Source organism: Albidovulum salinarum, assembly GCF_025673475.1.
Taxonomy (GTDB): Bacteria; Pseudomonadota; Alphaproteobacteria; order Rhodobacterales; family Rhodobacteraceae; genus Albidovulum; species Albidovulum salinarum.
This window is the reverse complement of sequence record NZ_JAOVQO010000003.1, coordinates 94,964-114,643: the sequence shown is the minus strand read 5'-3', so window position 1 is coordinate 114,643 and position 19,680 is coordinate 94,964. Positions and strand designations below refer to the sequence as shown.

At 67.9% G+C, this 19,680-nt stretch carries 16 protein-coding genes and 1 pseudogene; 8 read left to right on the top strand and 9 right to left on the bottom strand.

The window, feature by feature from the left end:
- Positions 1-81: 81 nt before the first annotated feature.
- The 3 genes and pseudogenes from cysK to OEZ60_RS04085 all read left to right on the top strand — a co-directional run.
- A pseudogene (gene cysK, locus OEZ60_RS04095) lies at positions 82-1,110 on the top strand (cysteine synthase A); the annotation flags it as partial.
- 66 nt (positions 1,111-1,176) lie between these two features.
- On the top strand, positions 1,177-1,554 hold the full coding sequence (locus tag OEZ60_RS04090; RefSeq protein WP_317852818.1) for a glutaredoxin domain-containing protein: 378 nt from the start codon (positions 1,177-1,179) through the stop codon (positions 1,552-1,554).
- A 14-nt stretch (positions 1,555-1,568) separates the two neighbouring features.
- Positions 1,569-2,984, top strand: a complete 1,416-nt coding sequence (locus OEZ60_RS04085; protein WP_263333478.1) for a pyridoxal phosphate-dependent decarboxylase family protein — start codon at positions 1,569-1,571, stop codon at positions 2,982-2,984.
- A gap of 6 nt (positions 2,985-2,990) precedes the next feature.
- On the opposite strand, the gene OEZ60_RS04080 is transcribed toward OEZ60_RS04085, so the two are convergent.
- From OEZ60_RS04080 to OEZ60_RS04050, 7 genes are all read right to left on the bottom strand, one after another.
- The gene (locus OEZ60_RS04080; protein ID WP_263333476.1) at positions 2,991-4,421 is read right to left on the bottom strand and encodes a C69 family dipeptidase; all 1,431 of its coding nucleotides are present in this window, start codon (positions 4,419-4,421) and stop codon (positions 2,991-2,993) included.
- Positions 4,418-6,076 carry an amidohydrolase gene (locus tag OEZ60_RS04075; RefSeq protein ID WP_263333474.1) on the bottom strand — a complete coding sequence of 553 codons (1,659 nt, stop codon included), beginning with the start codon at positions 6,074-6,076 and terminating at the stop codon, positions 4,418-4,420. The genes OEZ60_RS04080 and OEZ60_RS04075 overlap by 4 nt, the downstream gene beginning before the upstream one ends.
- Complete coding sequence (locus OEZ60_RS04070) at positions 6,073-7,059, bottom strand: ABC transporter ATP-binding protein (protein WP_263333472.1); 987 nt, start codon at positions 7,057-7,059, stop codon at positions 6,073-6,075. The genes OEZ60_RS04075 and OEZ60_RS04070 overlap by 4 nt, the downstream gene beginning before the upstream one ends.
- On the bottom strand, positions 7,056-8,027 hold the full coding sequence (locus OEZ60_RS04065) for an ABC transporter ATP-binding protein (protein ID WP_263333470.1): 972 nt from the start codon (positions 8,025-8,027) through the stop codon (positions 7,056-7,058). The genes OEZ60_RS04070 and OEZ60_RS04065 overlap by 4 nt, the downstream gene beginning before the upstream one ends.
- Positions 8,027-8,911: an ABC transporter permease gene (locus OEZ60_RS04060; protein WP_263333468.1), complete on the bottom strand. Its 885-nt coding sequence runs from the start codon at positions 8,909-8,911 to the stop codon at positions 8,027-8,029. The genes OEZ60_RS04065 and OEZ60_RS04060 overlap by 1 nt, the downstream gene beginning before the upstream one ends.
- Positions 8,912-8,921: 10 nt before the next feature.
- The gene (locus OEZ60_RS04055) at positions 8,922-9,866 is read right to left on the bottom strand and encodes an ABC transporter permease (protein ID WP_263333466.1); all 945 of its coding nucleotides are present in this window, start codon (positions 9,864-9,866) and stop codon (positions 8,922-8,924) included.
- A gap of 83 nt (positions 9,867-9,949) precedes the next feature.
- Positions 9,950-11,518, bottom strand: a complete 1,569-nt coding sequence (locus tag OEZ60_RS04050; RefSeq protein WP_263333464.1) for an ABC transporter substrate-binding protein — start codon at positions 11,516-11,518, stop codon at positions 9,950-9,952.
- A gap of 185 nt (positions 11,519-11,703) precedes the next feature.
- On the opposite strand from OEZ60_RS04050, the gene OEZ60_RS04045 reads away from it, so the two are divergent.
- Complete coding sequence (locus OEZ60_RS04045; RefSeq protein WP_263333462.1) at positions 11,704-12,516, top strand: helix-turn-helix domain-containing protein; 813 nt, start codon at positions 11,704-11,706, stop codon at positions 12,514-12,516.
- A 28-nt stretch (positions 12,517-12,544) separates the two neighbouring features.
- Here OEZ60_RS04045 and kynA read toward each other — a convergent pair whose 3' ends face one another.
- Positions 12,545-13,381, bottom strand: a complete 837-nt coding sequence (gene kynA / locus OEZ60_RS04040) for a tryptophan 2,3-dioxygenase (RefSeq protein WP_263333460.1) — start codon at positions 13,379-13,381, stop codon at positions 12,545-12,547.
- A 117-nt stretch (positions 13,382-13,498) separates the two neighbouring features.
- Positions 13,499-14,695 carry a kynureninase gene (gene kynU, locus OEZ60_RS04035; RefSeq protein WP_263333459.1) on the bottom strand — a complete coding sequence of 399 codons (1,197 nt, stop codon included), beginning with the start codon at positions 14,693-14,695 and terminating at the stop codon, positions 13,499-13,501.
- Between the two features lie 187 nt (positions 14,696-14,882).
- Between kynU and OEZ60_RS04030 the strand changes: the two genes are divergently transcribed.
- The 4 genes from OEZ60_RS04030 to OEZ60_RS04015 all read left to right on the top strand — a co-directional run bounded on the left by OEZ60_RS04030 (position 14,883) and on the right by OEZ60_RS04015 (position 19,674).
- The gene (locus OEZ60_RS04030; protein ID WP_263333457.1) at positions 14,883-15,323 is read left to right on the top strand and encodes a methyltransferase family protein; all 441 of its coding nucleotides are present in this window, start codon (positions 14,883-14,885) and stop codon (positions 15,321-15,323) included.
- A 121-nt stretch (positions 15,324-15,444) separates the two neighbouring features.
- Complete coding sequence (locus OEZ60_RS04025) at positions 15,445-17,019, top strand: Re/Si-specific NAD(P)(+) transhydrogenase subunit alpha (protein WP_263333455.1); 1,575 nt, start codon at positions 15,445-15,447, stop codon at positions 17,017-17,019.
- Positions 17,020-17,033: 14 nt separating this feature from the next.
- Positions 17,034-18,467: an NAD(P)(+) transhydrogenase (Re/Si-specific) subunit beta gene (locus OEZ60_RS04020; protein ID WP_263333452.1), complete on the top strand. Its 1,434-nt coding sequence runs from the start codon at positions 17,034-17,036 to the stop codon at positions 18,465-18,467.
- A 46-nt stretch (positions 18,468-18,513) separates the two neighbouring features.
- Positions 18,514-19,674: an MFS transporter gene (locus OEZ60_RS04015; RefSeq protein WP_263333451.1), complete on the top strand. Its 1,161-nt coding sequence runs from the start codon at positions 18,514-18,516 to the stop codon at positions 19,672-19,674.
- Positions 19,675-19,680 lie beyond the last annotated feature (6 nt).

Sequence of the window (19,680 nt, the reverse complement as noted above, 5' to 3'; positions counted from 1 at the left end):
CAGGACGGACCCATGACCAAGTTCGAGACCAGACTCACCGACCAATCCCGCGCCGACCGGGAGCGCCATGCCTCGACCGGCATCCGCGCCTCGATCCTCGACACCGTCGGACACACCCCGATCGTGCGGATCAACAACCTCGGCCCGAAGCATGTCGAGCTCTACGTCAAGATCGAGGCCTTCAACCCGATGGGTTCCGTCAAGGACCGGCTCGCGCTGGGCGTGATCGAGGCGGCCGAACGTGACGGCACGCTGAAGCCCGGCCAGACCGTGATCGAGGCGACTTCGGGCAATACCGGGATCGGGCTCGCCATGGTCTGCGCCCAGAAGGGCTATCCGCTCGTCGTCACGATGGCCGAGAATTTCAGCGTTGAACGGCGCAAGCTGATGCGCTTTCTTGGCGCGAAGGTGGTCCTGACCCCGGCTTCGGAGAAGGGCACCGGCATGATCGCCAAGGCGCGCGAACTGGCCGAGAAGCACGGCTGGTTCCTCTGCCGCCAGTTCGAGAACGAGGCCAATCCCGACGTCCACTCGCGCACCACCGCCGAGGAGATCCTCGCCGATTTCGAGGGGATCGGGCTCGACTACTGGGTGTCGGGCTTCGGCACCGGCGGGACGCTCAAGGGCGTGTCGCGGGTCCTGAAGGAGAAGAGCCCCGGCACGCGGGTCGTCGTCGCCGAGCCCGACAACGCCCGGATCCTGTCGAGCGGGATCGAGCAGGCGCGCAATCCCGACGGCAGCGCCGCGGCCAGCCATCCGGGCTTCCGCCCGCACCTGATGCAGGGCTGGACGCCCGACTTCATTCCCAAGCTCGCGGGCGACGTGCTCGATGCCGAGTTGATCGACCTCTACCAGCCGGTTTCCGGCGACGACGCGCTGCAATGCGCGCGCGACCTGGCGGCGAAGGAGGGCATCTTCTGTGGCACCAGCGCCGGCGCGACGTTTGCCGCCGCGTTGAAGGTGGCCGAGGCCGCACCGGAAGGCACGCGCATCCTCGCGATGCTGCCCGATACCGGCGAGCGCTACCTCTCGACCCCGCTCTTCGCCGATATCGAGGAGACGATGACCGGCGAGGAGATGGAGATCGCCCAGTCGACCCCGCGCTACCGGTTCGACACTGCCGCGACGCCCGTGCCGGCGGCGGCTGGCGCCGGGGCGAAGCCGGAGGCCGTCGCGATGGTCGAGGAGATGGTGACCGACCCGGATCGGCCGGTCGTGCTGTTCGCGCTCGAATGGTGCGAGTTCTGCTGGTCGGTGCGCAAGCTCTTCGCCGCGGCGGGGATCGAATACCGGTCGGTCGACCTCGACTCGGTCGCCTACCAGAAGGACGATCTCGGCGGCGACCTTCGCGCGGCGCTGCTGGAGCGGCTGGGCGTGCCGACGATCCCGCAGATCTTCGTGGGCGGTCGGCATCTCGGCGGAGCGACCGAGACCTTCGACGCCTTCAACGACGGCAGCCTGAAGGCGCTCCTGACCGAGCACGGCGTGGCGTTCGATCCCGAGATGAAGAAGAACGCCTACAGCTTCCTGCCGAACTGGCTGCATCCGCGATGAAACCGGAGGTGATCATGGCGGCCGAGGTTTCCGCCCTGCGGCGCGCCGCCGACTACGGCGCCGCGTTTCGCCACAAGGGCCATCCGCTCCATCCGGTCGAGGGCGCGCCGGCGCTCCGGCGCCGGTTCTGCCGCCCGCTTGACGAAGCCGGGCGCGACGGCGCGGCGGTGATCGAGGATCTGATCGCCGCCGCCGAGCCCGGCCTAGTCGGCAATACTGACGGCGCGTTCTTCGCCTGGGTGATGGGCGGATCGAACCTGACCGGCGTCGCGGCTGATTGGCTCGCCTCGGTCTGGGGCCAGAACGCGGCGACCTACCAGTGCTCGCCCGCCGCCGCGATCGCCGAGGAGGCGGTGGAGGGCTGGATCCTCGATCTGCTCGACCTGCCGCGCGAAAGCTCGGTGGGGTTCGTCACCGGCGCGACGATGGCCGGTTTCGTCGGCCTCGCGGCGGCGCGCGGCGCCGTGCTCCGGCGCGCCGGGCATGACATCGACCGGCTGGGGCTTCAGGGCGCGCCGCTGGTCAAGATCTACCTCTCCGACGAGGCGCATGTCTCCAACCATACCGCGTTGCGGTTCCTCGGCTTCGGCGAGGCGAACCTCGTGCGGATCGGGTCCGACGGCCAGGGCGTGATGCGGGTGCCGGAACTGGCAGAGGCGATGGCGCGACACGAGGGGCCAAAGATCGTGATCGGGCAGGCCGGCCAGATCAACACCGGCGGTTTCGACGATTTCGCCGCACTGGCCGATCTCGCGCAGGCGCATGGCGCTTGGCTCCATGTCGACGGCGCGTTCGGCCTCTGGCTCCGCGTTCTGCCGGAGAAGGCGGCGCTGACCTCGGCGATCGAGCGGGCCGACAGCTGGTCGGTCGACGGCCACAAATGGCTGCAGGTGCCCTACGATTCCGGCTTCGCCATCATCCGCGACCGCGAGGCGCACCGGCGGGCGATGGACATGACCGCCGCCTATATCGCGCCCGCGCCCGACGACGGGCGCGACCCGAAGGACTACAATCCGGAGTTGTCGCGCCGGGCGCGCGGCTTCGCGGCCTGGGCCGTTCTGCAGGGGCTCGGCCGGTCCGGGGTGCGCGACCTCGTCCGGCGCCATTGCGCGCTGGCGGCGGCGCTCGCGGAGCGGTTGTCCGGCGTCGCGGGGCTCGGGGTCCTGAACCAGGTGGACTGCAATCAGGTCGTCTTCGCCTGCGAGGGCGGGGAAGGGACCGATCCCGATGCCGCGACCCGGCATCTGGTCGAGCGTCTGAACGCGACGGGGACGGTCTTTCTCCGCACCACGGACTGGAAGGGCCGGGCGGTGATCCGTGTCTCGGTCATCGCCGAGCCGACCGGCCGGGACGAGATCGACCGTCTCGGCGATCTGATCGAGGACGAATGGGCGCGGCTCAGGCGCGAACTGGCCGAGGTAGCGCGGTAACGCCGGTCACCAGAGCTGAAGGAACGCGACCGGCTCTTGGCGCGCCTCGACCGGACCGAGCGCCGACAGTTCCGCAGCGAACCCGCCGGCAAGCGCCATCACCATGTCGAGCCCGGCCCGGAATTCGCTCGCGCTGAACTCGCCGAGCAGCCCAAGCGCATCCTCGCGCAGACCCGCCGCGAGCGCGGCTTCGACCACGCGCTGCAGCCGTTCGGTCCGGCCGGCGAGCGCCGCCTCGCGCGCGGCAAAGGCCCGCGTCGCGCGCGCAAGCGCGTCCTCTCCGAGGAGGTGCAGCAGGTACATCAGGCGTTTCGATTCCGCGACCGCGGAGCGGGTGGCCTCGGCCGCCTGCGGCACCAGCGAGACCGTGTCGACTCCGCCGCTCACGGCCTTGCGCAGGTCCATGAACCGGTGCGACTCGCCCGTCGTCAGGTAGCGGTGGGGGCCGAACTCCGCCGGCACGTCGCGCTGACCGAGGAAGACCGGCGCGAAGGGCGCCGCGATCGCGCCGGTCGGGGCGTGCCACATCATGTAGAGATCCGGATCGGCTGGTGTCACGAGCGGCACGACCTGGCCGTAGCCTGCCGTGTCGCCGGTGAGCCGTTCGGTTCGCACCGCCCAGATCACGTCCTCGATCCCGATCTTTCCGGCCCGCGCCGCGCGCTCGGCCATCTCGGCCTCGATCCAGCAGACGCCGTCCCAGCGGCCCTTGCCGTCGCCGTAGACCGTGTTGGCGTCGAAGGGGCCACCGGCATACCAGCCCATCTCGCGCGCGAAGCTGACGAAATTGGGCGACCAGAGGAAATCGGGGTGATCGGGCGTATCGACCGGCACCTCTAGCACATAGCCGGGGCGCGAGGCGCGGATCGCATCCGGGCCCAGTCGTTCGGCGACCCAGAGCCCCTTGCCGCCGGCGAACTGGATCATCACCCAGGCCTCGTCCGCATCTGCGAAGAGGTGGGAGTTGCCGCCATAGGTGCTTTCGCCATGTTCCGCGATCAGCGCGCCGCAGATCTCGACCGCCGCGCGCGCCGTACCCGCGCGCTCGAGCGCGACCCGCGCGAGGTCGCTGTAGTTCGGCCCGGTCTGGTCCACGGGCGTCATCGCGATCAGCTCGTCGCGCGAGGTCGACCAGACGTCGCGCACCGCGACGCCCTTCTCGTTGACGCCACCATTGGTGATCGGTGCCGGCACGCCCTTGTAATAGGAATAGCTGACCCGCATGTGCCGGAGCGTATGGCCGACCTGCGGGATCGAGCTGCGGACGCCCGGCATGTCGGCCTCGGCCCCGACGCCGACCCCGATCGTCGCGCCGGCGGGATGGTCGGCCGCAGGGACGATCTCGAGCCAGTGTGAGGAAGGTTCGTCGCCGTAGCCGCCAAGCCAGGCGTGACTGGTCCGGCTGTGGTTGCGGCCGATGTAGATCGCGTAGCTCATGCGCCGGCTCCGATGCGTTTCGTGGTGTTTATTTCTCCTATTTCAGCCGCGAAAATCGGCAATCCGCGCCGCCAAGTTTGCACTAATTGAACATTTTCGATGTTTTCAGGCTTCGCGAGCGGATTCGCGTCGAGCACGGCCAGATCTGCGAGCTTGCCCGTCTCGATCGAGCCGCGTTCGGCTTCCTGGAACACCTGCCAGGCGGCGTCGATCGTGTGGGCGCGGAGCGCGCTCAGGGCGGAAACGCGCTGGTGATCACCAAGCAGCCGACCGCTCTGGGTGCGCCGGTTCACGACCGTATGGATCAGCTGCAGTGGCCGGGTCGGGGTCACCGAGGCGTCGTTGTGGATGGTGAAACGGACGCCGGCCGCCTCGGCCCAGGCGGCCGGCGAGATGTTCGCGGCCCGCTCGGGGCCCAGCAACTCGTCGTGGTGCTTGTCGCCCCAGAACCAGACATGGGCGGGAAAGAAGCTGATCGTGACGCCGAGTGCTGCGCAGCGCGCGAGCTGGTCCTGACGCATCACCTGTCCATGGATGATGGTGTGGCGGTGATCGGGGCGCGGATTGGCCGCGGTTGCCGCCTCGACGGCATCGAGGAACAAGTCGGAGGCGGCATCGCCGTTGCAATGGGTGTGGATCTGGAAGCCGAGGTCGTGGAGCTTCCGGACCTCAGCGAAGAGCGTCTCGCGGTCCATGTAGGGCAGGCCAGTATCGGGGGCCTTGCCGGGGGCGCCGGTATGGTAGGGCTCGGTGAGCCAGGCGGTGCGCATCAGGAACGAGCCGTCGGTCAGGAGCTTGCGCGGCCCGAGCGTGACATGCGCCTGCTCCGGCCAGCGGGTTCCGAGCCCCTTGGTCGAGAAGTCGGGCTCGATCTCGGCAATGGGCAGGAGGACGAGGTCGATGCCCGGATCGCCCGCCGCCGCGACCTCGGCGAAAAGTTCCAGAAGCGGCTGCGCGGTCCAGGAATTCTGCGCCAGCGTCACGCCGTGGGAGATGTATTCTTCGCGCGCGACGTCGAAGCAGCGGCGGAAGTTGCTGGCGTCGATCAGGAAATGCGTGTCGCCCATCTCGCCCATGGCCGACAGCCCCTCGATCCCGCCCGTGAGTCGGCCGCCGGCATCGCGCAGGTAGCGCCCCCCGGCGGGGTCGGGCGTATCCTCGCCCACGCCGTGGCGGGCGAGTGCGAGGGAATTCGCCACGCCGCAATGACCCGAGGTGTGGATCACCCAGATCGGATGATCGGAAGACACCGCGTCGAGCTCGTCGCGGGTCGGCATCCGGCCCTCGGTCAGAAGGGTCTCGTCGAGCGCCGCGCCCATGACCCAGTCGCCCTTCGGTGTCTCGGCGGCCTTGGCGCGGAGCCGCGCGAATATGTCGGCGAGCGTGCGGCACCCCCCCCGCGGCGGCGAGGCGAGATCGGCGCGCAGGAGTGTCACGAAGGCCGAATCCGGGAAATGCCCGTGCGGGTCGATGAAGGCCGGGATCAGCGTCCGTCCGGCAAGGTCGATTTCCCGCGCGCCCGGCAGCGCGACCCGGACGTCGGGCAGCGGCCCGACCGCGACGATGCGCTCACCCGCGATGCCCACTGCTTCGGGGGTGGAGTTGGCCGCATCCATCGTCAGGATCGGGCCGCCAGTGAAGATCGTGGCACTCATGATGCGGCCTGAACCTCGCGCGTCCAGATTTCCGGGAAATGGCAACGATGCGCGCCGCTGGCATGGGTGGTCCAGGCGGGCACGTCGCGCGAACAGCGGGCCTGGACGAAGGGGCAGCGGGTGTGGAACTCGCAGCCCTTCGGCCGCCGCAGGATCGACGGCGGCTCGCCCTGAAGCTCCACCCGCATCAGCTGCGCGTCGGGGTCGGGCTCGGGGTTGGCTGCCAGGAGGGCCAGCGTGTAGGGGTGCTGCGGGCGGACGAAAACCTCCTCGGTCGCGCCTTCCTCCACCAGCTTACCTAGATACATTATGCCAACCTTGTCAGTGATATGGCGCACGACGTTAAGGTTGTGGGTGATGATCATGATCGCCAGGCCGAGCTCGTCTTGAAGGCGGGCAAGGAGGTTCAGCATCTCGCCCTGGATCGAGACGTCGAGACCGGCCGTCGGCTCGTCGGCGATCAGGAGCTTCGGGTTGAGTGCCAGCGCCCGCGCCACGCCCACCCGACGCGCCTGACCGCCGGAGATCTGGTAAGGATAGCGCGACGCGAATTCCGGCGGCAGGCCGACCATGGTCAGGAGCCGCCGCGCCTCGGCGTCGAGGTCGCGATCCTTCATACCCTGGATGCGGAACGGCTCGGTGATCAGCGACTTGATGGTGAGACGGGGCGAGAGCGAGCCGATCGGATCCTGGAACATCATCACGATCTCGCGCCGGAGCTTGCGGAACTCCGCCTCGGGCAGGTTCACGAGTTCCTGTCCGCGATAAATGATCGAGCCTTCGGAGGCGTGGTGGAGCCCCGCGACGGCGCGGGCGAGCGTGGTCTTGCCCGAGCCGCTCTCGCCGACGATGCCGTAGGTCTTGCCCTCCTCGACATCGAGGCTGACGCCGGAGACGGCGTCGATCGTTCCGGCGGAGGAAAAGATGCCGCCGCGGAGGTGGAAGCGGACGAAGACGTCGCGGATCTGCAGCAGCGCGCTCATGCGGTTTCCTTCTCGGCAATCAGGTGGCAGGCGGCCTGGTGGCCCGCGCGCGCGGTCCACAGCGCGGGGCGCGTGTCGCAGGCCTTGTGGCGCTTGTCGCAGCGGTCGGCGAAGATGCAGCCCTTGGGCAGGTTGACGAGGTCTGGGATGTTGCCCGGGATCGTCGGCAGAACCCGCGTCTTCACCTTGATGTGGCCGGGATCGCAGTCGAGAAGGGCGGCCGTGTAGGGATGGGCGGGATTGTGGAAGACGTCGCGGACGGTGCCGCTTTCCACCACTTCCCCGGCGTACATCACGACGACCTCGTCGCAGAGCTCGGCGATCACGCCGAGATGGTGCGAGATGAAGAGAACCCCGCAGCCGATCTCGTCCTGCAACTCCTTCAGCCGCTTGATGATCTGCACTTCGAGCGTGGCATCGAGCGCGGTCGTCGGCTCGTCGGCGATAAGAAGTGCCGGCCGGGCCATCAGCGCCATCGCGATCGCGATGCGCTGACGCATCCCGCCCGAGAACTCGAACGGATACTGGTTGAGCCGCGCCTCGGGGTCGGGGATGCCGACGAGCGCCAGCATCTCGGCGGCCCGTTTCAGCTTCTCGGCCTTGGGTTTCTTGTCGCGGTACTGGATGTCGACCATCTGCTGGCCGACGGTCAGGACCGGGTTGTGCGTCTGCATCGGGTCCTGGAAGACCATCGAGATCTCGGTGCCGCGAAGCGCCCGCATCTCGGCCTCAGACCGGGCCAGCAGGTCCGTCCCCTTGAAGCGCACCTCGCCCGAGCCAACCTGCGCGTTCGGCGCCATCAGCCGGATGATCGAGGAGATCAGCGTGGACTTGCCGCAGCCGGACTCGCCCACGATGCCGACGATCTTGCCCGCGGGCACCGTCATCGAGACGTTCCGGAGCGCCCTGAGGCTCCCGCGTGGCGTCGAGTAGCTGACCGAGAGGTCGCGAATGTCGAGAACGGCCATCACTTGCCCCCCTTGCCGCGCAGTTTCGGATCGACCACGTCGCGCAATGCCTCGCCGAGGAAGGTAAAGCCGAGCGTGGTCAGGATGAGCGGGATGCCCCCCGCGATGATGAGCCAGGGCGTGTTGCGAATGAGCGCGTAGCCGTCCGAGAGAAGCACGCCCCAGGAAGGCGTGGGCGGTTTAACCCCCATGCCGAGGAAGCTGAGGCCGGCCTCGAGCCCGACGACGGTCGGGATGTCCATCGCGGCGAGCACCGCGAGCGGGCCGAGGACGTTCGGCAGGATGTGGATGCCCATGATCCGCGGCACTTTCGCGCCGAGCGAGCGTTCGGCGGTGATGAACTCGGACTGCTTGATCGACTGGGTCAGCGTGCGCACGACCCGTCCATAGGTCGGGATCGAGGTGACCATGATGACGAAGATGACGGTGTTGAGGCTCGGCCCCACCAGCGCGACGACGGCGAGCGCGAACATCACCGTCGGGAAGGAGCGCAGGGTGTCGAAGAGAAGCACGATGAGGCTGTCGAGCCATTTCGGCCCGTAGCCCGCGATCATGCCGAGCAGGAGCCCGAAGACGATCGCCCCGGCGATCGTCGGCAGCGCCACCTTCAGGGCCACGCGGCCGCCCCAGATCACGCGGGAGAAGGTGTCTCGGCCGATCTGGTCGGTGCCGAGGAGATGGGCGGCGTTCGGCCCCTGCAGCCGGTCGGGAATGTTCATCGCCACCGGGTCGTAGGGCGCGATCCAGGGCGCGAGGAGCGCCGAGCCGACGATCGCCACGACGATGATCAGGCCGGCGAGGCCCAGGGGATCGCGGACGAGGTGGTAGAGGATCTCGCCCAGTTCGGAACGGGCCCTGGGCAGCACGATTGCGGTATCGGTCATTCTCTCCCCCTCACTTGCCGGCCCGGATGCGCGGGTCGAGGATGGCGTTGATGATGTCGGCGAGCGTCGTGGAGGCGACGAAGATCAGCGTCGAGAACAGCACCGAGCCCATCACGACCGGGTAGTTGCGGGTGGTGATGCTATCGATCACCAGCTTGCCGAGGCCGGGGCGCGAAAAGACGATCTCGGTGAAGACGGCGGCCGAGAGGAGGAAGCCCATGCCGACGCCGATCACGGTGACGGTGGGCAGGATCGCGAGCCGGAGTGCGTAGCGGTAGGTGATCCAGCGTTCCGGCAGGCCGAAGGCGCGGGCAGTGCGGACATGGCCCTCGCCCATGACCTCGAGCATCGAGGCGCGGACGAGCCGGGCGATGTAGCCGACCCAGGAGAGCCCGATCGCGAGGCTCGGCAGGATCAGGTGGTGAAACTGGTCGCCCCAGGCGCCCGGCTCGCCCGCGCCGATCGCAGGGAACCATTGCAGCTTCACCGCGAAGATCAGAAGCGAGTAGAGCGAGACGACGAAGGCCGGAACCGCGATGACCGAGACCGACAGTACGCCGGCGAGCCGGTCGCCGAGCGAGTTGCGGTTGACCGCCGAGTAACAGCCGAGCGCGATGCCGAGCACGGCCGACCAGAGGATCGAGAACAGGATCAGCACCAGCGTGTAGGGGATCTGCCCGAGCACGATCGTGGTCACCGGACGGTTGGTGAACACATCCATGCCGAGATCGCCCCGCAGCATGTTGGCGAAGAAGAGGCCGATCTGCACCGGCAAGGGCTTGTCGAGGCCCATCCGCGCCTCGAGCGCGGCGCGCAGCTCCGGCGAGGCCTTCGGCCCCAGCATGGTCGAGACCGGATCGCCCGGAATCATGTGGATGATCAGGAACAGGAGCGTCACCGCAAGGATGGTGATGAGCGCCGCCAGTCCCAACCGGCGCAGAATATAGGTCAGCATGGTTCCTCCCCGAACGCTGTCGACCGCCTGAAGGTGAAGGGGGCACGGGCGGACCCGCGCCCCCTCCGTCCGCAGGGAGCTGGTTAGGCCGCGCCGAAGTAGCGATAGAGCGGCAGGCCGTCCGGCCGGAGCGCCGGCGCGACGGTGTTGCGGTAGATCACCGGCGTCGATTCATGGGTTATGAACTTGTAGGCGCCGCTTTCCTCCATCAGGTTCTGCATCCGGACATACATCTCCGCGCGCTTCGCCTGATCGGCCTCGGACTGGGCGGCGATGTGAAGCTGGTCGAACTCCTCGTTCCTGAAGCGCTCCCAGTTCCAGATGCCGGCCTGTTCGGCGATGAACCACGAGGTCGCGTAATAGGGATCCGGCGTCATCGAGAAGCGGTTCAGCACCAGCTCCAGCCCCTCGTTCGAGCCGAGCTCCCAGAAGGTGGCACCCTCGTTGAGCTTGATTTCCAGCGTGATGCCGATCGCGGCGAGGTTCGCCTGGATGATCTGCGCCGCGGTGACATTGGCCGACTTGTTGAGGATGTCCATGGTCAGCGAAACATTGGTCTCGCCCGATTCCGCCATCAGCGCCTGCGCCTTTTCGAGATCGGCAGCCGCGCCGGTCATGGAAGCCTCGCGGTGGCCAGCGAGGCCCGGCGCGATGATCCCGGTCGAGGGCTCGGCCGCGCCGAAATAGGCGCCCGCCATGATCGAGGGCACGTCGATCGCGTACTGGATCGCCTGCCGGAGCTTGATGTTGGCAAGCTTCGGATTGTCGAGGTTCATGCCAACCCAGGCGTAGTAGAGCGAGGGGTATTCATCTAGCGTCGCCCCCTCGATCGGCGCGGATTTCAGCCGCTCCACCGAGTCGAGGCTGACGCGCGTGAAGTCGATCTCGCCGGCCTCGAAGGCGATCTCGGCGGCCTTCTCGTCGTCGATGTGGAAGATCTGGATCTCGTCGTAGGCGGGCGCCTCGCCCTTCCAGTCGGGGTTGCGCTTCAGCGTGGTCTTCTGCTTCGGCTCCCAGCCGGCATGCAGGTAGGGGCCCGAAGTCGCCACCGGCTGGGTGTCGATCTTGCCACCTGCCTGCTCGAAGGCGGCCTTCGAGACGATGTTGCCGGCGATGTAGGGCAGGGTGATGTTCCACAGCGGCTGGAAGGCGTTCTTCAGGACGATCGTGCCGGTGCGCTCGCCGGTCACCTCGACATGGTCAAGGGGCCCCCAGTCGGGCTTGTTGGTGGATTCGAGCGCGTCGTCGATGATCCGCTCGAACGAGAACTTCACGTCCTCGGCGGTCATCGCGCCGAAGCCGCCCGTGAAGCCGATATCGTCGCGGAGCGCGAAGTTGATATGGGTGTCGTCGGCCTGCTCGACCATCGCCGCGGCGTCGAGCTGCCAGCCCCATTCGCGGCCCGGCTTGTACTGTATCAGCTTGTTGTAGATCGCGGCGTGGATCTCCTCGTCCACCACGCCCTGGCTGAAGGCCGGGTCCATCGAGCGGATGTCGGCATAGGTCCGGGTCTTCAGCGTGCCGCCCTCGGCCCGCGCGCCGCGCGGCAGCGAAAGACCGGCGACCGACGCCAGCCCGAGCGCCGTTGCCCCCTTGAGGAACGCGCGGCGCGGCAGGCCGACACGGCTCCAGGTGATGTTCTGCGAAGTCATGATGTTCTCCCTGCTGTGTGACGCGCCGGGATGCGGCGGTTCGCTCTCAGGAAAGCGCGGAAGCGACAGGCGAACAATTTCGCCGCCGGCAGCGACCTGACGCGAATTTGCGCTGTATTCGCGTCAGGTCGCGAAATAGATTGGCGATGAAACCGCCTGTCTGGCCCCAGACGCAAGGACCGCGCTTGGAAGACACTGCTATCGCAACGAATCTGCGGCTTCTCTGCTCGACCGATTCGTCGATCTCGGCGACCTGCCGGCAGATCGGGATCAACCGCCAGCAGTTCAACAAGTACCTCAGCGGCGCCTCGACCCCGTCGGCGGCGAACCTGCGCCGGATCGCCCTGCATTTCGGCGTCCGCCCGGCCGAACTCCTGCTGCCGCCGGAAGAGTTCGAGACCCATCCGACGGTGGCGCCGCGCCTGCAGGGCATGGTGCGGCCGCATCCCGGCACTCGCGGCTTCGACAGCGCTTTCGAGGGCCAGACGATCCCGCTGCGCCGCTACCTCGGCTACTACCTCAGCTACTTTCCGACCGAGAGCTGGAACAACGCGATCATCTGCGCGCTGGTGCGGATCGACGAGCGCGACGGCATGGTGCACTGCAAGTCGGTGGAGCGCTCGGTCGACCCGGATGACGGCACGCTCTACCTGTCCAAGTACCACGGCCGGGTGGCGATGCTCGGCAACCGGATCTTCGTGATGGAATTCCAGAGCCTCGCGCGGGACGCTTTGGTCGAGACGGTGCTCTACCCCGTGGGGCGCGGCCAGCAGACCTACCTGCGCGGCGCCACCTTCGGCATCACCAGCCGCAACCGCGCGCCCTTCAGCGCGCCGATCGTCTGGCGCTTCCTCGGCAGCAATATCGACCTCAGGGCGGCGATGCGGCAGGTCGGGCTCTACGACAAGGGCTCGCCGAGCCTCGACCCCCGCGTCGCGGGTCTCCTGTCGGGTGCCACGGCAAATGTCGCGCCTGCGGGCGCATCGTTCCGGCGATGAAGGCCGCTCACCGCGCCCGCGCCCCGGCTCAGAGCCCGGTGCGCAGGTGCCAGAGCTCGGGGAACAGCTCGACCTCCAGCATCCGGCGCAGGTAGCTCACGCCGCCGGTGCCGCCGGTGCCACGCTTCAATCCGATCACCCGTTCCACCGTGGTCACATGGTTGAACCGCCAGCGCCGGAAGTAGTCCTCGAAATCGACGAGCTTCTCGGCCAGATCGTAAAGCGTCCAATGCGCCTCGGGATCGTCGTAGACGATGCGCCAGACGGCCTCGACGCCGTCATGCGCGGTCCAGGGCGCCCTCAGATCGCGCGTCAGCACCTCTTCGGGCACCGGCAAGCCGGCGCGGGCGGCGGCGCGCAACGCCTCGTCATAGAGCGAGGGTCGCGCGAGTTCGGCCTCGAGCCGCGCAAGGATGTCGGGCCGGTGCGCATGCGGCTTCAGCATCGCCGGGTTGCGGTTGCCGGCGGCATATTCGATCAGCCGGTACTGCCAGGACTGGAATCCCGAGGACGCCCCGAGCGCGGTCCGGAACCGCGTGTAGTCCGACGGCGTCATGGTTCGAAGCACATCCCAGGCCGAGTTCAGCTGCTCCATGATCCGCGCGACGCGGGCGAGCATCTTGAATGCCGGCGCGAGATCGTCCGCCGCGATGCGCGCCCGCGCCGCCGAAAGTTCGTGCAGCATCAGCCGCATCCAGAGCTCCGAGGTCTGGTGCTGGACGATGAACAGCATCTCGTCATGCGCGTCGCTCAGGGGTGCCTGCGCGGAGAGGATAGCGTCGAGCGCGAGATAATCGCCATAGGACATCTGCCCCTCGAAGGACATCTCGGCGCCTTCCCGGCCGGGGTCATAGGGATCCGCCATTCCACCTCCTCGGGCCGCAGGTGCCGCCCTTTCCCTTCTTCATTGCGTAAATACCCCCGGGGGGCGCGGGGGGCGGAGCCCCCCGCCCCGGTCCGGGCCGAAAAGGCCCGGAAGCCCTCATGTCACCTTCGCGCGGGTCCGGAACTCCGCGCGATCCCAGGCCGATGTCGCCATGATCCCGGCGAGGATCCCGACCGCCGCCTCGACCTCCTCCATCGTCGTGTAAAGCGGCGTGAAGCCGAAGCGCAGAATGTCCGGGGCGCGGAAATCGCCGATCACACCTGCGGCGATCAATGCCTGCATGATCGCGTAGCCCTCGGGATGGCGAAAGCTCACCTGGCTGCCGCGCGCCTCGGGATCGCGCGGCGAAGCGAGCTCCAGCGTCGGGCAGGCGGCCTCGACGCCCTGAATGAACGCTTCGGACAGCGTGATTGAGCGGGCCCGCACATCGGGCATCTCGACCCGGTCCCAGATGTCCAGCGAGGCATCGAGGGCGGCCATCTGCAGGATCGGCGGGGTGCCGACGCGCATCCGCTCGATCCCCGTGCCGGGGCGGTAGTCGAGATCGAAGGCGAAGGGGGCTTCATGCCCGAGCCAGCCCGACAGCGCCGGCCGGACCCGGTCGGCGAGATGTGGCGCGACATAGATGAAGGCCGGGCCGCCGGGGCCGGAATTGAGATACTTGTAGGTGCAACCCACGGCGAAATCGGCCGCCGCGCCGGCGAGGTCGACCTCGATCGCGCCGGCGGAATGGGCAAGGTCCCAGACCACCAGCGCCCCGGCATCATGCGCCTTCGCGATCAGGCGCACCATGTCGTGGCGGCGCCCGGTGCGGTAATCGACCTCGGTCAGCATCAGGACGGCGAGATCGGGGGTAATCGCCGCTTCGACCGCCTCGGGCGCGACCGTGCGCAGCTCGTAGCCCTGGCCGAGCGTGCGGACGAGCCCGTCAGCCATGTACAGATCGGATGGGAAGTTCCCGGTGTCCGACAGGATTACCCGGCGGCCCGGCCGCAGCTCCAGCGCCGAGGCGAGCGCCTGGTAGACCTTGATCGACAAAGTGTCGCCCAACACGACCGTGCCCGGTTCCGCCCCAATCAGCCGTCCGATCCGGTCGCCGAGCCGGCGCGGCAGGTCGATCCAGCCTGCCCGGTTCCAGGCGGTGATCAGCATCCCGCCCCATTCCGCGGTGATGCAGGCGGCCACGCGCTCGGCCGCACCGCGCGGCAGCGGGCCGAGCGAGTTGCCGTCGAGATAGATCACGCCGTCGGGAAGCTGGAACATCGCGCGGGTCGCGGCGAAATCGGCGGCCATCGGACGGTCTCCTTCGCAAGTCTGTTCCTTGTGTACGAGTCTTCGTGCCACGGCGCCAGCGCGATCGTATCCGGTGCGGAGGCGACACAAACTCCTCCGGATAACGCGCCTTTCTCGGGACGGCGGCTTGCGCTCGACGGGCTTCGGGAACTAGGGTCCGGTAAGTTTGGGGACAGGACGCCAGTTGATGGCCAAGGATATCGATTTCCCGCCGGTCTGGCTGGCCGGGTTCGCGGTGCTCGGAGGGATCGCCGGAAAGATATTTCCGGTCGAGACCGCGGCGAATGCCTATGTCGGGTCGGCGCTGGTGATTGCCGGCGTGACGCTGATGTTTGTTGCGGTGGTGCAGATGCTGCTGGCGCGCACGACCGTGATCCCGCGCCGGGATCCCGGTGCGCTGGTCACGGGCGGCGTGTTCCGCCTCGGCCGAAATCCCATCTATCTCGGTGACGCCCTGCTTCTTGCCGGCCTGTTCATCGCCTGGGATGCGCTTGTCGCATTGCCGCTGGTGGCCGTCTTCATGTGGGTGATCGACCTGCGTTTCATCCGCGGCGAGGAGGAGCGGCTCGCGGAGCATTTCGGAGAAGAGTTCGAAGCCTACCGTCAGCGGACCCGTCGGTGGCTTTGACAGAACGGAAACACCCTTGTCGCGCTGCGGCGCAGCAAGCTATTAACGCAGGGCGAACGTCGGAAACGCGCGACGATGCGGCGAATACGGGCATCGGCGCCATCGCGGAGGGGAATGGACAGTGAAGATCGGGGCACCGAAGGAGATATTCGAGGGCGAGGCGCGGGTGGCGCTGACGCCCGACTCGGCGGGACTGCTGAAGAAGCTGGGGCACGAGTGTTTCGTCGAGACCGGCGCCGGGGCGGCGGCCGGGTTCTCGGACAAGGCCTACGAGGCGGCCGGCGTGACGGTGGTCAAGACCGCGGCCGCGCTCTTCAAGGAAGTCGACGTGGTCGCCAAGGTGCGGCCGCCCTCGGAAACCGAGACCAAGCGGCTCTCGAAGGGCCAGACCCTGATCTCGTTCTTCTATCCGGCGCAGAACAAGGAACTTCTGGAGCTCGCGAACAAGCAGGGCGCCACCGTCGTCGCGATGGACATGGTGCCGCGGATCAGCCGCGCGCAGAAGATGGACGCGCTCAGTTCGATGGCCAATATCGCCGGCTACCGCGCGGTGATCGAGGCGGGCAACAACTTCGGCCGCTTTTTCACCGGCCAGGTGACGGCGGCGGGCAAGGTGCCCCCCGCGAAGGTGCTCGTCGTCGGCGCCGGCGTCGCCGGTCTCGCCGCGATCGGCACCTCGACCTCGCTCGGTGCCATCACCTATGCCTTCGACGTGCGCCCCGAAGTGGCCGAACAGATCGAATCGATGGGTGCCGAGTTCGTCTATCTCGACTTCGCCGAGAGCCAGACCGACGGTGCCGCGACGGGGGGCTATGCCGCCCCGTCCTCCCCCGAGTTCCGCGAAGCGCAGTTGAAGAAGTTCCGCGAGCTCGCGCCCGAGGTGGACATCGTCATCACCACCGCGCTCATCCCCGGCCGCGACGCGCCGGTGCTCTGGACGAAGGACATGGTCGAGGCGATGAAGTCGGGCTCGGTCATCGTCGACCTTGCCGCCGAGCGTGGCGGCAACTGCGAGCTGACCAAGGCCGACGAGAAGATCGTCACCGACAATGGCGTGACCATCGTCGGCTACACCGACTTCCCAAGCCGCATGGCGACGCAGTCCTCGACGCTTTACGCCAACAACGTCCGCCACATGATGGCGGACTTGACGCCGGGCAAGGACGGTGTCGTCAACCACAACATGGAAGATGACGTGATCCGCGGCGCCACGGTGACCCATGGCGGCGAGATCACCTTCCCGCCGCCGCCGCCGAAGGTGCAGGCGATCGCGGCGCAGAAGCCGAAGGAGAAGGCAAAGGAACTGACGCCGGAGGAGCGGCGCGCGCAGGAAATCGCGCTCTTCAGGAAACAGACCCGCAGCCAGGTCACGCTTCTGACCGTCGGCGGCGCGCTTCTGCTGGGCGTGGGCCTCGTGGCTCCGGCGAGCTTCATGCAACACTTCATCGTCTTCGTGCTTGCCGTCTTCGTCGGCTTCCAGGTGATCTGGAACGTCTCGCATTCGCTGCACACGCCCTTGATGGCGGTCACCAACGCGATCTCGTCGATCATCATCCTCGGCGCCCTGATGCAGATCGGATCGGGCTCGTTCCTGGTGATCGTGCTCGCGGCGCTTTCGATCTTCATGGCCGGAATCAACATCTTCGGCGGCTTCCTCGTCACCCGGCGCATGCTCGCCATGTTCCAGAAATCCTGAAGGAGGCCGCAGAGATGGAATTCGGTTTCACCACGGCCGCCTATGTCGTTGCGGCGGTTCTCTTCATCCTGTCGCTCGGCGGGCTTTCGGGGCAGGAAAGCGCCAAGCGCGCGGTCTGGTACGGCATCGTCGGCATGGGCCTCGCCGTCGCCGCGACACTGATCGGGCCGGGCTCGGGGCTGTGGCTCCTGTCGGTGCTGCTGATCGCGGGCGGCGGCATCATCGGCACTTACGTCGCCAACAAGGTCCAGATGACCGAGATGCCGCAACTCGTCGCGGCGATGCACTCGCTGGTCGGCCTCGCGGCCGTCTTCGTCGGCTTCAACGCGCATTTCGAGCTCGGCAACGTGCTGGCGATGAGCGAGGAGGCCCGTCACGGGCTCGAAGGCTTCGCCGCCGTCCTCGCCCACAAGACGCCGGTCGAGCAGTCTATCCTCAGGGTCGAGCTGTTCCTCGGCATCTTCATCGGGGCCGTGACCTTCACCGGCTCGGTCATCGCCTTCGGCAAGCTCGCGGGCAAGGTGACCTCGAAGGCCGAGAAGCTGCCGGGCGGGCACATGCTGAACGCGGGCGCCGCGGCGCTCTCGGTGATCTGCCTCGTCTGGTATTTCAATACCGGGGGGTTCCTGCCCTTGTTCCTGATGACGCTCGCCGCCCTCTTCATCGGCTACCACCTGATCATGGGGATCGGCGGCGCGGACATGCCGGTCGTCGTGTCGATGCTGAACAGCTACTCGGGCTGGGCCGCGGCGGCGATCGGCTTCTCGCTCGGGAATGACCTCCTGATCGTGACCGGGGCGCTCGTCGGTTCCTCGGGTGCGATCCTGTCGTACATCATGTGCAAGGCGATGAATCGGTCCTTCATCAGCGTCATCCTCGGCGGCTTCGGCAACACGGCCGGTCCGGCGATGGAGATCGCGGGCGAACAGATCGCCATCGACGCCGACGGCGTGGCGGCGGCGCTGAACGACGCCGACTCCGTCATCATCGTGCCGGGCTACGGCATGGCGGTGGCGCAGGCGCAGCAGTCGGTCGCGGAACTGACCCGCAAGCTCCGCGCCAAGGGCAAGGAGGTGCGCTTCGGCATCCACCCCGTCGCGGGCCGCCTGCCGGGCCACATGAACGTGCTCCTGGCCGAGGCCAAGGTGCCCTACGACATCGTGCTGGAGATGGACGAGATCAACGACGACTTCCCCTCGACGGACGTCGCCATCGTCATCGGCTCGAACGACATCGTGAACCCGGCCGCACAGGAGGACCCGAACTCCCCCATCGCCGGGATGCCGGTCCTCGAGGTCTGGAAGGCGAAACAGGTCTTCGTTTCCAAGCGCGGCCAGGGCACCGGCTATTCCGGCATCGAGAACCCCCTGTTCTACAAGGACAACACGCGGATGTTCTACGGCGACGCCAAGAAGTCGGTGGACAGCCTCCTGCCGATGCTCGACTGAAGCGAAACCCCGGCCCAGGCGGCCGGGGTTTTTCTTTGAGGGGGCCATGTTCCGAAACCTTCCGAAAGGCGTCGTCGCGCTCGGCTTCGTCAGCCTCTTCATGGATGTCTCCTCCGAGATGATCCATGCGCTCCTGCCGCTCTTCCTGACCGGGACGCTCGGCGCGACGGCGCTCGCGGTCGGCTTGATCGAGGGGGCGGGGGAGGCGACAGCGCAGATCGTCAAGGTCTTCTCCGGCGCCTGGTCGGACCGGATCGGACGGCGCAAGCCGCTCCTTATCGCGGGCTACGGGCTCGCGGCGTTGACGAAGCCGGTCTTCGCGGTGGCGGGTGGCGCGGGAACGGTGCTCGCCGCGCGCATGGCCGACCGGATCGGCAAGGGCATCAGGGGCGCGCCGCGCGACGCGCTGGTCGCCGACCTCGTGCCCGAGGATCAGAGGGGCGCGGCCTATGGCCTGCGCCAGTCGCTCGATACGGCGGGGGCGTTCCTCGGGCCGCTCCTGGCCATCGCGCTGATGCTTTTGTCGGGTGGCGATATCCGGCTCGTCTTCGCCGTGGCCGTCCTGCCCGCCGCCGTCGCGGTTCTCGTCCTCTGGCGCGGCGTTTCCGAGCCGCCGCGACACGACCGCGAGCGGAAGGTGCCGCCGCGCCTCGACCGCCGGACCCTTGCCGCCCTCGGCCCGGCCTTCTGGCGCGTCGCTGCCTTCGGCGCGGCCCTGTCCTTTGCGCGAATATCAGAGGCCTTCCTGATCCTCAAATCTGCCGATGCCGGACTCGCACCAGCCTGGGCGCCCGCTGTCTTCGTCCTGATGAACCTCGTCTACGGCGTGGTCGCCTGGCCGGCTGGCGCATTGTCGGACCGGGCGGGGCAGGGCGGGCTCCTGCGCCTCTCGATCCTGACACTCGCGGCCGCGCATCTGATCTTCGCCGCGACGGGCGGGCTCGCGTCCGCCTTCGTGGGCATCGCGTTCTGGGGCGTCCATATGGGGTTGAGCCAAGGCCTCCTCTCCGCCGCCATCGCCCGCGCCGCCCCGTCGGAGCTGCGCGGCACGGCCTTCGGCGCGTTCAACCTGATGAGCGGCGTTGCCACGCTCGGCGCCAACGCCCTCGCCGGTGCGCTCTGGGCGCTGTCGGGGCCGGGCGCCACCTTCGCGGCCGCCGCCGCGGCGGCGCTCGCGGCCCTTCTCATCGCGCCGCGATACCGCTAAAGCGTT